Consider the following 12634-nt stretch of genomic DNA (forward strand, 5'->3'; position numbering starts at 1 on the left):
GATGACAAGCGCCCTGGGCTGGCCGCCTGGCGGGCTTTCTCGTAGCATGTCCAGGCCCTTCTTAGTGTCTGCGAGAGCTCGATGAAGTCCCCCGCCGGTTTGCTGTTTGCAGGTATTGAGCTGGACCGTGACAGCAGCACCCCGCTCTACCGCCAGCTGTACCTGCAGATTCGCAAGCAGATTCTTACCGGTCGCCTGCAGGGCGGCATTCGCTTGCCCTCGACGCGCACCCTGAGCCAGGAGCTGCAACTATCGCGCATCACCCTGCTCAATGCCTTCGACCAGTTGATTGCCGAAGGCTTTCTGGTCTCGCGCACCGGCGCTGGCACCTATGTCAGTGACGAGTGGCAGCGCAGCGCCGGCGCCGAGCCGCCAGCAGCGGCCGCGCCCAAGCTCTCGGACTTGAGCCGGACGATGCTGTCGCTGCGCAGCGATCATTTTCGCGGGGTGTCCTACGCCCACTGCGGCGATCAAGCACCGACCTCGTTCCTGCCCAGTCATGGCGCTTTCGAAGCCTTTCCCCAGGCATTGTGGAAGCGCCTGCTCAACCGCCACGGGCAAAAGCCGAGCAAGGCCATGCTCGGTTACGGCGAGTTGCAAGGCCTGCAGACGCTGCGCCAGGCGATTGCCGAGTACGTGTTCGACGCCCGCGGCATCGACTGCAACGCCGAGCAAGTGGTGATCGTCTCCGGCGCGCAGCAGGCCTTCAACCTGCTGGCGATGCTGCTGCTCAACCCGGACGAGCCGGTATGGATGGAAGACCCTGGTCATATCGCCGCGCGTATCGCCTTTCAGGCCCATGGCTGCCGGGTGGTGCCCGTCCCCATCGACGATCAGGGCCTCGATGTGCAACACGCCATTGGCGAATGCCCCGAGGCGCGCCTGGTGTTCACCACCCCGTCACGGCAACACCCGCTGGGTATGACCCTCAGCCACAACCGGCGCCTGGAACTGATTGACTGGGCGGCGGCCAGTGGCAGCTGGATTATCGAAGACGACTGCGACAGCGAACTGCGCTACCGCGGCCGGCAATTGCCGGCGCTGTACGCCATGGACCGAGGCGACCGGGTGATCTACGTCGGCACCTTCAGCAAGGTGCTGTTCCCTTCCCTGCGCCTGGGTTACGTGATTCTGCCCCCGGCACTGGTCGAACCGTTCTGCACCTTGCGCGCGGTGCTCGACCGCAGCCCGCCGACCCTGTTGCAGGCAGTGACCGCCGATTTCATGAGTGAAGGCCACTTCATTGGCCATATCCGTCGCATGCGGACGTTGTACCAGGCCCGCCAGCAGTGCTTGCTGGAGGTGTTGCAACGGCGCCTGGGCGGCTTTTTGCAGGTTGCCCCGGTCGAAGCCGGCATGCACCTGATTGCCTGGCTCCCGCCGCAGCTGGATGACCAGGCACTGGCCCGGCAGTTGGCCGGGCATGGCGTGCATACCTACGCCTTGAGTGACTACTGCCTCACGCGCTACTTGCCACCGGCGCTGCTGCTCGGCTTTGCCGGCACGCCCCAGGATCAGGCCGAAGCCAAGGTCGAGGCGCTGGTGCAGGCCCTCAGGGCGATTGGCCACCAGGTCTGAGCAGTGGCCTTATCAATTGATTGGTAATGGATCTATCGAGTGTTGCTCCGCGGCGCGATAAAGAACGCGCCGGTAGAACCGGTGTCCGCACCAGGAACGACTCGAATGAACACATTACAAGAACGCTTCGCTACGTTACTGAACCACAATGCCCAGGGTGCCCAGGCGCCACTGCTGACCCGCGAGCTGGCCAGCCGCCTGCTTGAACGCCTCGACCAGGCGCGGCTGTTTGCCCACGCCTACCCGCTGCTGACCAACCTCACCCACGGGCGCGTCACCCCGTTCGACCTGCTCGACTTCGCCTACCGCCATGAACTGGCCGGCCTGAGCCTGCACATGCTCGACGGTGAGCACAACAGCCTGGCGCAAATGAACACGACGCAATTGTGCGCCTTTGCTGAAAAGGCCCGGGCCCTGCAACTGGATGTGCACCTGGAAATCAGCAGCACGCGCAAGGCCGACGTCGATGCGGTGGTGGCCGTGGCCAAGGTCATCGGCAGCCGCAACATTCGCGTGTACTCACGTTATGAAGGCCTGCTGTCACAGGTCATGGACCAGATCGGTGGCGACCTGCTGTACCTGGCCCGGCTGGCCGATGCCCACGACCTGAATTTTGATTTCGAGCAGCATGAGGAGCTCAAGAGCGACGAGATCGCCCAGTTGCTGCGCCAGGCCAACCATCCACGGCTCAATGCCCTGTTCGATTTCGGCAACATGATCAACGCCTGCGAACAACCGCTGCAGGCCCTGCACAACCTCGCCCCGCATATTCGCCAGAGCCACCTCAAGGGCGTGCGGGTGGTGGCCGAAGACCAGGGCTTTGGCCACTGCGGGGTACTGCAAGGCAGCGCCGAGGACGAGCTGCCCGGCGCGCGCATGCTGTTCGAGTTGCTGATGCTCGGTGAGCAGCAGCCCCAAGTGATCGCCTTCATCCTCGAACAGGAAAACCACTACCTCGCCCCGGCCTTCCGTCAACACAACGAGCCGGCCGATCCGTTCATTGCCTACCGGGAAATGAGCGACACGCCGCTGCCCGCAGGCCTGACCCTCGAGCAGATGCTGGCCGGCGAACAACGCTGGGCCAACAACCAGGTCAGCTACGTGAAGACCTTGCTGGCCGAGCTGCGCACCCTCGCCGAGCTGACCCTGGCCAGCCCTGCCAGCCTTTGAGCCCTACCCCACTACGCCTGGAGAATAACAATGACTGCGCACAACAAGGCCAAATGGTTCAAGTTCCTGATACTGATCCTGGGTGGCGGCACCGTCTACAAGCTGGCCAACCTCAAGGACGCGTTCTACGTACCCATGCAGGAGTTCATGGGCCTCTCGCACACCCAGATCGGCTTGCTGCTCAGCGCCAACGCCATCATCGCCACCGGCCTGTTCGTGGTCGGCGGCATGCTGGCTGACCGCTACGACACCCGCAAGCTGATCCCCCTGGGCCTGATCGGTACCGGCGCCCTGGGCCTGTACCTGGCCACCTTCCCGCCGTTCAGCAGCCTGATGCTGGTGTTCTGCCTGCTGGCGGTGTGCGCCGACTGCATCTACTGGCCGGCGCTGCTCAAAGCCATTCGCGGCCTGGGCAACGACCAGGAACAAGGGCGCATGTTCGGCCTGCTCGAAGGCGGGCGCGGCGTGGTCGACACCCTGGTGGCGTTTTCCGCGCTGGGCGTGTTCATTGCCCTGGGCAGCGGCGAACACGGCCTGAAAGCGGCGATCCTGTTCTACGCGCTGATCGACATCGCCGCCGGGGTGCTGACCTGGTTCTTGCTCAAAGGCAATCCGGCGCAGGCCCAGACCAGCGCCAAGAACCCGCTGGCCAACCTTATGGAGGCAATCAAGGTGCCGGCGATCTGGCTGGTCAGCTTCAACGTGTTCATGGTCTATATCGTCTACTGCGGTTTGACCTACTTCATCCCCTACCTGAAGGAAGTCTACGGCCTGCCGGTGGCCCTGGTCGGCGCCTACGGCATCATCAACCAGTACATGCTGAAAATTCTCGGCGGGCCGGCGGGCGGTTTCATCGCCGACAAACACTTCAAGAGCCCCAGCCGCTACCTGAAGTGGGCGTTTCTGGCGTTGCTGCCGATGATGGCGATCATTCTTCTGGTGCCCAAGAGCCCGGGCTTCATCTATGCCGGCATGGCCGCGACGCTGTCGTTCGCCTTCATCGTGTTTTCCATGCGCGGGGTGTTCTGGGCGCCGATGGGCGAAGTCGGGATTGCCCCCCACATCACCGGTTCTGCGTTTGGCATCGGCTGCCTGATCGGCTATGCACCGGGGATGTTCGCCTACGTCGGCTACGGCGCAATCCTTGACCACTTCCCCGGCCAGCAAGGCTACAACTACGTGTTCATCGCCATGATGCTGCTGGCGCTGATCGGCTTTGCCATCGCCAGCCGCCTGCAGCGCCTGGTGCGCAAGGCGGCGCCGCTGACGGCAGCGGCCACCGCCTAGGGCCCGGGTTACATCTCGACCTGGGTGCCCAGCTCGATCACCCGGTTCAGCGGCAGGTTGAAGTACTTGAGGTTGCTGTTGGCGTTCTTGAGCAGGAACGCGAACAGCGCCTCGCGCCAGCGCGCCATACCGATGCGCTTGGTCGGGATCACCGTCTCGCGGCTAAGGAAGTAGGTGGTGGCCATCGGGCTGAAATCCAGGTCCTTGAGGTGGCACAGCTGCAGCGCCGCCGGTACGTCGGGTTCTTCGATAAAGCCGAAGTTGAGGTTGACCCGGTAGAAGCCCTCACCAAATGCCTGTACTTCAAAACGCTGGGCCACTGGCACCCGTGGGCGATCCTGGGACACCACGGTGAGCAGCACCACCCGCTCGTGCAACACCTGGTTGTGCAGAAGGTTATGCAACAGCGCATGGGGCACGGCGTCGGCACGGGCGGTAAGGAACACCGCAGTGCCCTGCACCCGGTGCGGCGGCTGTGTGGCCAGGCTGCTGATGAACAGCGGCAGCGGCAAGGCCGACTCGTCGAGGCGCTCGACGATGATCTTGCGCCCGCGTTTCCAGGTGGTCATGAGGATGAACAAGACAATGCCGGCGATCACCGGGAAGGCACCACCCTGGAAGATTTTCGGCGCGTTGGCGGCAAAGTACAGGCTGTCGACCAGCAAAAAGCCCAGCAACAACGGCACCGCCAGCCAGCGCGGCGCCTTCCACAGCAACAAGACCACCGCCGAGGACAGCAAGGTGGTAATCAGCATGGTGCCGGTCACCGCCACACCATAGGCCGCCGCCAGTGCGCCGGACGACTCGAAGCCGATCACCAGCAGCACCACACCGACCATAAGCGCCCAGTTCACCGTACCGATGTAGATCTGCCCCTGCTCCTGGCTGGAGGTGTGCTGGATGAACATGCGCGGCACATAACCCAGTTGAATGGCCTGGCGGGTGAGCGAGAACGCACCGGAGATCACTGCCTGGGAAGCAATGATGGTCGCCAGGGTGGCCAGGGCGATCATCGGCAGCAGCGCCCAGTCCGGGGCCAGCAGGTAGAACGGGTTGCGCACCGCCTCGGGGTTGCCGAGGATCAGCGCACCCTGGCCGAAATAGTTGAGCACCAGGCCCGGTAGCACCAGCAGGATCCAGGCGCGGGCGATGGGCTTGCGGCCAAAATGGCCCATGTCGGCATACAGCGCCTCGGCGCCCGTCAGGGCCAGCACCACTGCACCGAGAATCGCCACGCCGATGCCCGGGTGCACGATAAAGAAGTTCACCGCCCAGGCCGGGTTCATCGCCAGCAGCACTTCCGGACGCTGGACGATGCCATAGATACCCAGCGCACCGAGCACGCTGAACCACAGCACCATGACAGGGCCGAAAATGATACCGATGCGTGCGGTGCCATGCTTCTGGATCAGAAACAGCGCCACCAGCACCACCACCGCCAGGGGCACGACCCAGTGGTCGATGCCGTCAAAGGCCAGTTGCAGCCCCTCTACCGCCGACAGCACCGAAATCGCCGGGGTGATCATGCTGTCGCCATAGAACAGCGCAGCACCGAACAGCCCGAGCAGCACCAGCACCCGGCTCAAGCGTGGATACGGCGCCGCCGCACGCCGGGCCAGGGCCGTCAGGGCCATGATGCCGCCTTCGCCCTGGTTGTCGGCGCGCAGCACAAACAGCACGTACTTGATGGTGACAACCCAGATCAGCGACCAGAACACCAGCGACAGAATGCCGAGCACGCCGTCATGGTTGGCCTGTACGCCGTAATGGCCGGCGAAGACCTCCTTGAGGGTGTACAACGGGCTGGTACCGATATCGCCATAGACCACGCCGGCAGCGGCGATCAACAGGCTCAGTGACGAGGTTTTTACGGGGGGATGGGCGCTTGCGGAAGTTGCGGCTTGGCTCACGGTAGGACGTCTCGAAGAAATGCACGAGCAGTATCCCTTTCTGCGTAACGCGTCTTCGTAAAAAGTCCGTAAAATTTTTTTACATTTGTCGGCTGGCTGGACTGGCCCCCACAGGTCTGACGTACACCTATCTACTGTGGGAGCGGGCTTGCCCCGCGATCGATCTACAGCCCGATCACCGTCCCGGCCCACGCGCCGCCATCGTCCTGCCGAGCAATCACCAGACACTCCCCAGCCCCCTGCGCCTTGCCGATCAACGCACCCTCCCTGCCCCAGATCGCACTCTGCCCCGCCGCCTGCCAGCCACCGGTTTCACCGCCATGGTTGGCCAGCATCACCATCATCTGATGTTCGACGGCATAACCGGCCATCTGCTGGCTCTCGGCAACGATGCCCCTGTGGGAAATCAGCATCCCCGCTGCATAGACATCTGCACCGAGCCTGGCGGCATGGGCCGGGTGGCTGGGTTGCATGGCATCGGCGCAGATGGCCAACGCCAGCCGCTGGCCCCCGAGCGGCAGCAGATCGCCACCGCTGCCCGGGGTGAACACCAGGTCTTCACCGGGGTGCAGATACTGCTTGCTGTACAAGCCAACACTGCCGTCGGGGCGAAAGATCAGTGCCGCCAGCAACACCTGACCACTGCCGGGCACGCGCACCGGTGCACCGACCACGCTGTACATCGCCTGTTTACGGGCAAGTTCGCGCAACGGGTCCAGGCGCGGATCGTCCGAGCTCAGGGCCAGGTCGGGCGCGGCGTCGAGTTCATAGCCGGTCAGCGACAGTTCCGGGAACAGCAGAAACTGCACGCCCTGTTCAGCGGCCAACTGCATCATCTGCAGATGACGCTGCACATTGCCGGTAATGTCCCGGGCAATGGCAACGGTTTGAGCGCAAGCGACAGTCGTTGTCATGCTTTCATCCTTAAGGAGGGGCTGTTCAACCCGTGAGCACGGCGCTCAGGTCAAGCCCGTGGGCGCCCAGTGGCGGGCACCAGTAGTAGCCGCCGGTGAGCGGCCGGCTGAAGCGGTACAGGGCGTCGACCACGCCGTCTTCCAGGCCGCTCATGCGCCGCAGCTGTACTTCGAAGGCGTCGAAGGAATGACCGAAAGCGAGGAAGGCCAGGCCGGCGCCGCGCTCGTCTGCCCAGGGCATCGAGCGACGGACGATAAAGGCCTCAGGCGCGAAGCTTTCCTGGGCGGTGCGCTTGACGTGGGCCGATTCCGGCGCGTCGTCGAGTTCTTCGTTGTCGGCCTTGCGCCGGCCGATGATGTCGTCCTGTTCGGCCTGCGGCAAAGCTTTGAAACAATTCAGGTCGTGGCGCCACAGCTGGAAGGCGGCGAAGCTTGAGCCGTTCAGGCCCGGCACATCGCTGGAGAGGATCGCCGCTTCGATGGCGGCGTCTTCCACCGGGTTCTCGGTGCCATCTTCGTAGCCGGTCAGGTCATGGCCGGTCTTGTGGCGGAAGGCATCGGTGGCCTCGGCCAGGGTGAAGGCCGGTGCCAGCAGTTGCTCCAGGTCCTGACTGAGCAGCCAGAGGTCGCCGCGGTCTTCACCGCGCAGCCACAGCCACAGATCGTGCTGGGTGCAGGGGTTGTCGACCGCCGCAGTCAGGCGTGGGAACTCGCGCAGGCCGTCGATGCTGCGGCCCAGGGCCTGCACCAGCGGCGCACCGAAACCGGCCACCACACGGCTGCCATCGACCTGTTGCAGCAGCGCATCGAGCACGCCCGGCAGCGCAGCTGGCGAGTGCAAGGTGAAAAACAGGTGGCGGGCCTGGGCGGGAACGGGGGCGGCGAGAATGCCTGGCTGAAACTGCATCGGGAATCGGGTCCTGGGGTAAAAGCGGCGATGCTACTGTCTGCTGGGCATAAACCGCAAGATAAGTAATGGATATTGAAATCCTTTCCTACACTGGCCTACATCGCCCCTTTTAAGAGTCTGCGCCATGACTGCATCACCCTTGCTCAGTGCCTTCCTGCCCATTGCCCTGGGCTTCATCATGCTCGGTCTGGGGCTGACCCTGACCCTGGCCGATTTTGCCCGGGTGGTGAAGTTCCCCAGGCCCGTGTTGATTGGCCTGGCCTGCCAGATCCTGCTGCTGCCGTTTATCTGCTTCCTGATTGCCAATGGCTTTGGCCTGGCGCCTGCGCTGGCGGTCGGGCTGATGCTGCTGGCGGCCTCGCCGGGTGGCACCACCGCCAACCTGTTCAGCCACCTGGCCCATGGCGATGTGGCCTTGAACGTGACCCTGACGGCGGTCAACTCGCTGATCGCGATCCTGACCATGCCGCTGCTGGTCAACCTGTCGCTGGCGTACTTCATGGCCGCCGACCAGGCCATCCCGTTGCAGTTCGCCAAGGTGCTGCAGGTGTTTGCCATCGTCCTGGTGCCGGTGGCCCTGGGGATGCTGATTCGCTATCTGGCGCCGGGATTTGCAACGCGCATGGAGCGGCCGATGAAAATCATTGCCGCGCTGTTTCTGGTATTTACGATTGTCCTGGCGATGGTCAAGGACTGGCAGACCGTCGTCGACTATGCCCCGGTGGTAGGCGGCGCCGCGCTGTTGTTCAACCTGTTGAGCCTGAGCATCGGCTACTGGCTGCCACGCCTGCTGAAAATCCCCAAACGTCAGGCGATTGCCATCGGCATGGAGATCGGCATTCACAACGGCACCTTGGCGATTGCCCTGGCGCTGAGCCCTACCCTGCTGAACAACTCGACCATGGCGATACCGGCGGCGATTTACAGCCTGATCATGTTCTTTACCGCGGCGGGGTTTGGTTGGTGGGTGAGCCGCGGGCATGAGCCCCTGACGGCAGGAGCGGCGCAGTAGCGCCCCGACTTGACTCGCGATTGACCGCGACGCCTACCCTTCAGCGCGCGCCAGCCTGCCGACGCCTTTGCCCTGCGCCAGGCCGCGGGGTGGCGCGCCATAGGTTCGGCGGAACAAGCGGCTGAAATGGGCCTGATCGTAGAAGCCCAGGTCCAGGGCGATGGCACTTAACGGCTGGCCGGCCAGCACCCTGGGCAAGGCCCGTTCCAGGCGCAGTTGGGTCAGCCATTGCTGCGGTGGCAGGCCGCAATGGTTGCGAAAGCGGCGCAGCAACTGCCAGGGGCTGAGGTCGGCGAAAGCGGCCATCTCTTCCAGGCTTGGCGGCAGGTCCAGGCGCGACTCCAGCCATTCGCGCAGTTGCCGCCAAAGCAGCGGATCGAAGCCCTGCCCGTGTTCGCTGACCTTGAGGGTCGAGCCCAGCCCGAGCAACAGCGCCAGGGTTTCCCACAATTGGCTCTGGAACGCCAGCGGGTCGCGTTGCCGGTGCAGGCCATCGAGCAACTGCTGCAACTGCGGATGGCGCAGCTGCAGGGCATTGAGGTTGGGCAAACCTTGTCGGCCGTCGCTCAGATCGCGACTCACCTCGGCCAGCCAGGCCGGGTCGAGGGTCAGGATGCGGATGCCGTAGCCCTGGTCATCGGCACTGGCACCGTCGTGCACATGCTCCGGGGCCATCAGCAGGATGTCCCCGGCCCCGGCCAGCTGGCGCGTGCCACCGGCGGCGTAGCGCTGCTGGCCGGTGACGATCAGGCCGATGTGGTACTCCAGGTGAAAATGCCGGGGAAAGGCAAATTGCTGGTAGCGGGCATCGATCAGGCGCACGCCTGGATGCCCGGGGGCCTGATGGACGACGCTATCCAACTAGCAGGCCGCCCGCCATTGGCGGATCTGGTCGAGGGTTGCGGTCACGCCACCACATACGATCACCAGCACTTTCTGGTGGCGCTTGAGTTCGGCCGTCGGTGCGTAAGCCAGGGCCAAAGCCGCACCACAGGCGGGCTCAACCAGGATGCGCTGGTCCAGCAGGAACTGCTCGCAGGCATCCAGCGCCGCCTGATCACTGACCACATGGCTGTACACCGGCCGCTGCTGACTCCACTCGAAGGCCCGCTGGCACACCTGTTTGGCCGCCAGCGAAGTAGCCACGGTGTTGACGCCGTCCAGCGCCACCAACTGCTTTTTCGCCATGGAAGCTGCCAGCGACGCGGCGCCGGCGGTCTCGACGGCGAATACCGGCACCTGGCCCCAGCCATTGCGCGCCAAGCCTTCGCAAACCCCGGACAACAAACCACCGCCACCGACCGCGACCACCACCGCATCAGGCTTGAAACCCGTGGCGGCGACTTCATCGATCATGGTCGCGTGGCCCTGCCACAGCAGCGGGTCATCGAAGGGATGGATATAGGCGTCGTCCTCGCCCATCAGCGACAGCGCCAGGGCGTTGGCCTCGTGCCAGGCCTTGCCATGCACGATTACCTCGGCCTGTTCCTGACGGATCAGCTGCTTGGCCCGCTCGGTGGTGGTCTCTGGCACCACCACGGTTACCGGCAGGCCCAGAATGCGCCCGGCAACGGCCACGGCAATCCCGGCATTACCGCCAGACGAGGAGACGAAACGGCGCTTGCCCTGCCTGGCATAGGCTTCACAGGCGGCCCCGATGCCGCGCAGCTTGAACGAACCGGACGGCTGCAGCGCGTCGAGTTTGAGCCAGATGTCCAGGCCACTGGCCAGGCTCAACGGGCGTGACGCCACCAGCGGGGTTTCGATGTGCAGGCTCATAAGGTTTCTCCACTGGTCAATTCAACGATCAGTTCTATTTCGACACAGGCGCCCAGCGGGATCTGGCTGGCACCGAAAGCGCTACGGGCATGCTTGCCACGCTCGCCGAAGACTTCTTCGAACAGTTCCGAGCAGCCGTTGGCGACCAGGTGCTGTTCGGTGTACTCACTGCTGCTGTTGACCAGGCACAGCAGCTTGACCACTTTGGCGATGCGGTTCAAGTCACCCGTGGCCGCAAGCAAGGTGCCGAGCAAGTCGAGGCCGACCCTGCGCGCGGCCATGTGCCCGGTGGCGGTGTCCAGTTCGCGGCCGAGCTGGCCGACCCAGGGGGCACCGTTGTGCTTGGCGATATGGCCGGAGATGAACAACAGATTGCCGCTCTGCACCCAGGGCAGATAGGCGGCGGCCGGTGGGCTGGGCGGCGTGAGGGTGATGCCCAGTTGTTCGAGGCGCTGATGAGGGGATACGGACATGGCAGGTGGCCTTGAGAAGGGAACCTGGCCAGCCTACTGCTACTGGGCTGTGGGAATCTTGTATGAAATTGCGCTCGATCGCTGGCAGGTCCGGCGTGCACAGATCCCCTGTGGGAGCCGGCCTTGCCGGCGAAAATCTCAGCCGCGCTGCCGCGCCCGCAGCTGCTGCTTCAACCTGCGCAGCGGCGGCGCGTAGAGAAAGCCGAACGACACGTTGTTGTCCCGCCCCTTCAACGCATGGTGGAGCATATGCGCGCGGTACAGACGCTTGAGGTAGCGGTTGCGCGGCCGTGGCCGGAACGGCCAGTGCCGGTGGACGATGCCGTCATGGACGATCACGTAGATCACCCCGAACGCCGCCACTCCCGCCCCCACCCACTGCAACGGCGCATGCCCGGCCCGGCCCAGCGCCACCAGGGCCAAGGCGATCAGGGCCAAGGCCAGCAGGTAGACATCGTTGGTTTCCAGCGCCCCCAGGTGCGGCTCATGGTGCGAGCGATGCAGGAACCAGCCCCAGCCGTGCATGATGTAACGATGCGCCAGGTAGCCGATGCCCTCCATGGCCGTCAGGGTGCAGAGAAATACAGCGAGGTTGAGGATCATGCGTCGAGGTTCGCGTGGCTGGGCAGAAACGCCACAAAGCCTACCACCTCGCCCCTATTCGCGCACCGTCACCGTGGCCGTGGTACCGGCACGCAGGTTGGCCTTGCCGGCATAGTCCGGGTCGATCTCGATGCGCACCGGGATGCGCTGGGCCAGTTTTACCCAGGTGTAACTGGGGTTGATATTGGCCAGCAGGCGGTTGCCGGGGGCGTTTTCGCGGTCGGTAATGGCATAGGCGATGCTCTGCACCGTGCCCTGGAAGCGTTCGCCGCTCATCAGGGCGATATCCACCTTGCCGCCGGGGTGAATGCGCGGCAGCTTGGTTTCCTCGAAATAACCGCTGATATGGAACGAGCCGCTATCGACCAGCGCCAGCAGCGGCCCGCCGGCAGTGGCGTAATCCCCCTGACGGGTCAGCAGATTGGTCACATATCCGCTGACCGGCGCGTAGATCCGCGTGCGTTGCAGGTCCAGCTCGGCCTGGGTCAAGGCGGCGCTGGCCAGTTGCACGTTTGCCGTTGCCAGGCTCAGGTTGGCCTGGCCGCGCATCAATTCGGCCTGGGCCACGGCAACGTCGGTGCTGGATTTCTCCCATTCTTCACCGGAGATGGCAAAGCCCTGCTTCAAGGTACGCCGCCGTTGCTCTTCGCTCTGGCGCTGCTTGAGCAGGGCCTGGCTGGAGATGATCGCAGCCTGGGCCAGGCCTTCGCTGGCCCGCGCCACCTCGATGGCGCGGCGCGCATGCTCGACCGCCAGGGCGTAACGTTCGGGGTCGATCTCCAGCAGCAGCTCGCCCTTGTCCACGTGCTGGTTGTCCGCCACCTTGAGGCTGACGATGCGCCCGGCGACATCTGCCGACAGCGTCACTACATCGGCGCGCACCCGCGCATCGCGGGTCCACGGCGCACGGGTGTAATGCTCCCAGGCAAACCAGCCGAGCACCAGCGCCAGCACCACCACAACCAGGGTCGAGACCTGGGCTACACGTTCGTTCAAGG

The 12634-nt window shown here is 64.3% G+C and carries 12 protein-coding genes; 4 read left to right on the forward strand and 8 right to left on the reverse strand.

Annotation, left to right across the window (positions count from 1 at the left end; genetic code table 11):
* The first annotated feature begins 81 nt into the window (after positions 1-81).
* From pdxR to LOY45_RS13630, 3 genes are all read left to right on the forward strand, one after another.
* Positions 82-1578: a MocR-like pyridoxine biosynthesis transcription factor PdxR gene (gene pdxR, locus LOY45_RS13620; protein WP_115086677.1), complete on the forward strand. Its 1497-nt coding sequence runs from the start codon at positions 82-84 to the stop codon at positions 1576-1578.
* Positions 1579-1683: 105 nt separating this feature from the next.
* The gene (locus tag LOY45_RS13625; RefSeq protein ID WP_134064657.1) at positions 1684-2748 is read left to right on the forward strand and encodes a TIM barrel protein; all 1065 of its coding nucleotides are present in this window, start codon (positions 1684-1686) and stop codon (positions 2746-2748) included.
* A gap of 30 nt (positions 2749-2778) precedes the next feature.
* Positions 2779-4035 (forward strand): MFS transporter, encoded by a 1257-nt coding sequence (locus LOY45_RS13630; RefSeq protein ID WP_115086679.1) that lies wholly within the window; start codon positions 2779-2781, stop codon positions 4033-4035.
* Between the two features lie 8 nt (positions 4036-4043).
* On the opposite strand, the gene LOY45_RS13635 is transcribed toward LOY45_RS13630, so the two are convergent.
* The 3 genes from LOY45_RS13635 to LOY45_RS13645 form a co-directional block, all read right to left on the reverse strand.
* Positions 4044-5945, reverse strand: a complete 1902-nt coding sequence (locus LOY45_RS13635) for a potassium transporter Kup (RefSeq protein WP_258577820.1) — start codon at positions 5943-5945, stop codon at positions 4044-4046.
* A 164-nt stretch (positions 5946-6109) separates the two neighbouring features.
* The gene (locus LOY45_RS13640) at positions 6110-6859 is read right to left on the reverse strand and encodes a carbon-nitrogen hydrolase family protein (RefSeq protein WP_258577821.1); all 750 of its coding nucleotides are present in this window, start codon (positions 6857-6859) and stop codon (positions 6110-6112) included.
* Positions 6860-6884: 25 nt separating this feature from the next.
* Positions 6885-7766: a Dyp-type peroxidase gene (locus LOY45_RS13645; RefSeq protein ID WP_134064655.1), complete on the reverse strand. Its 882-nt coding sequence runs from the start codon at positions 7764-7766 to the stop codon at positions 6885-6887.
* 127 nt (positions 7767-7893) lie between these two features.
* On the opposite strand from LOY45_RS13645, the gene LOY45_RS13650 reads away from it, so the two are divergent.
* Positions 7894-8781, forward strand: coding sequence for a bile acid:sodium symporter family protein (locus LOY45_RS13650; RefSeq protein ID WP_258577822.1), 888 nt, complete (start codon positions 7894-7896; stop codon positions 8779-8781).
* Positions 8782-8814: 33 nt separating this feature from the next.
* Here the strand turns inward: LOY45_RS13650 and LOY45_RS13655 are convergent, their stop codons facing one another.
* From LOY45_RS13655 to LOY45_RS13675, 5 genes are all read right to left on the reverse strand, one after another.
* Positions 8815-9642: an AraC family transcriptional regulator gene (locus tag LOY45_RS13655; protein WP_166675737.1), complete on the reverse strand. Its 828-nt coding sequence runs from the start codon at positions 9640-9642 to the stop codon at positions 8815-8817.
* Positions 9643-10560 carry a pyridoxal-phosphate dependent enzyme gene (locus LOY45_RS13660; protein WP_115086685.1) on the reverse strand — a complete coding sequence of 306 codons (918 nt, stop codon included), beginning with the start codon at positions 10558-10560 and terminating at the stop codon, positions 9643-9645.
* Positions 10557-11033: a RidA family protein gene (locus LOY45_RS13665; protein ID WP_115086686.1), complete on the reverse strand. Its 477-nt coding sequence runs from the start codon at positions 11031-11033 to the stop codon at positions 10557-10559. Before LOY45_RS13665 ends, LOY45_RS13660 begins: the two co-directional genes overlap by 4 nt.
* A gap of 138 nt (positions 11034-11171) precedes the next feature.
* On the reverse strand, positions 11172-11636 hold the full coding sequence (locus LOY45_RS13670) for a sterol desaturase family protein (RefSeq protein WP_115086687.1): 465 nt from the start codon (positions 11634-11636) through the stop codon (positions 11172-11174).
* Positions 11637-11690: 54 nt separating this feature from the next.
* Entirely contained in the window at positions 11691-12632 is a 942-nt protein-coding gene (locus LOY45_RS13675) for an HlyD family secretion protein (protein WP_258577823.1), read from the reverse strand.
* Positions 12633-12634: the final 2 nt, after the last annotated feature.

It is taken from the genome of Pseudomonas wadenswilerensis, assembly GCF_024749185.1.
GTDB classification, from domain to species: domain Bacteria; phylum Pseudomonadota; class Gammaproteobacteria; order Pseudomonadales; family Pseudomonadaceae; genus Aquipseudomonas; species Aquipseudomonas wadenswilerensis.

What these genes read in the sequence shown, in the direction of transcription:
- LOY45_RS13650 (WP_258577822.1), top strand. Translation starts at nt 7,894, where the DNA reads ATGACTGCATCACCCTTGCTCAGTGCCTTCCTGCCCATTGCCCTGGGC.
- pdxR (WP_115086677.1), top strand. Translation starts at nt 82, where the DNA reads ATGAAGTCCCCCGCCGGTTTGCTGTTTGCAGGTATTGAGCTGGACCGT.
- LOY45_RS13670 (WP_115086687.1), bottom strand. Translation starts at nt 11,636, where the DNA reads ATGATCCTCAACCTCGCTGTATTTCTCTGCACCCTGACGGCCATGGAG.
- LOY45_RS13660 (WP_115086685.1), bottom strand. Translation starts at nt 10,560, where the DNA reads ATGAGCCTGCACATCGAAACCCCGCTGGTGGCGTCACGCCCGTTGAGC.
- LOY45_RS13630 (WP_115086679.1), top strand. Translation starts at nt 2,779, where the DNA reads ATGACTGCGCACAACAAGGCCAAATGGTTCAAGTTCCTGATACTGATC.
- LOY45_RS13645 (WP_134064655.1), bottom strand. Translation starts at nt 7,766, where the DNA reads ATGCAGTTTCAGCCAGGCATTCTCGCCGCCCCCGTTCCCGCCCAGGCC.
- LOY45_RS13640 (WP_258577821.1), bottom strand. Translation starts at nt 6,859, where the DNA reads ATGACAACGACTGTCGCTTGCGCTCAAACCGTTGCCATTGCCCGGGAC.
- LOY45_RS13625 (WP_134064657.1), top strand. Translation starts at nt 1,684, where the DNA reads ATGAACACATTACAAGAACGCTTCGCTACGTTACTGAACCACAATGCC.
- LOY45_RS13665 (WP_115086686.1), bottom strand. Translation starts at nt 11,033, where the DNA reads ATGTCCGTATCCCCTCATCAGCGCCTCGAACAACTGGGCATCACCCTC.